The organism is Streptomyces glaucescens (genome assembly GCF_002154375.1).
Taxonomy (GTDB): domain Bacteria; phylum Actinomycetota; class Actinomycetes; order Streptomycetales; family Streptomycetaceae; genus Streptomyces; species Streptomyces glaucescens.
The window spans coordinates 16,983-17,444 of the sequence record NZ_MUND01000451.1 but is presented as its reverse complement, the minus strand read 5'-3'; the positions used below and the strand labels follow the sequence as shown (position 1 = coordinate 17,444).

Genomic DNA, 462 nt, shown 5'->3' with positions numbered 1-462 from the left:
CCGCCCCGGCCGAGGGCACCGCGCCCGCCCTGTACGCCCTGCTGGAGTCGGCCCTCGGCATCGAGCACGCCCACACCATCGCCACCGCCCACCCGGCTCTGCGCGGTATCGCGCTCGGCGAGGCCGACCTCCGGGCCGACCTCGGCGTACGGGAGGACGCGGGCCTGGAGTGGCCGCGCTCGCGGGTGGTCGTCGCCGCCCGCGCGGCCGGGCTGCCTCCCCCCACCCAGTCGGTCCACCTCGACACCCGGGACCTGAAGGGCCTGGCCGCCTCCTGCGCCCACGGCCGCGCCCTCGGCTTCCTGGGCCGCGCCGCCATCCACCCCCGCCAACTGCCCATCATCGAACGGGCCTACCTCCCCACCCCCGAGGAGATCGAGCAGGCGGAGACGGTGGTGAAGGCGGCGACCCGGGAGCGGGGCGCGCAGGCCCTCGAGGACGGCACGTTCATCGACGCGGCGG

Annotated in this window: 1 protein-coding gene; it reads left to right on the top strand. The window is 77.5% G+C overall.

Annotated elements, in window-relative coordinates:
- Positions 1-462 (top strand): HpcH/HpaI aldolase/citrate lyase family protein (locus CCN42_RS27145; protein WP_158102134.1); only part of this gene is annotated, 462 nt, incomplete at both ends.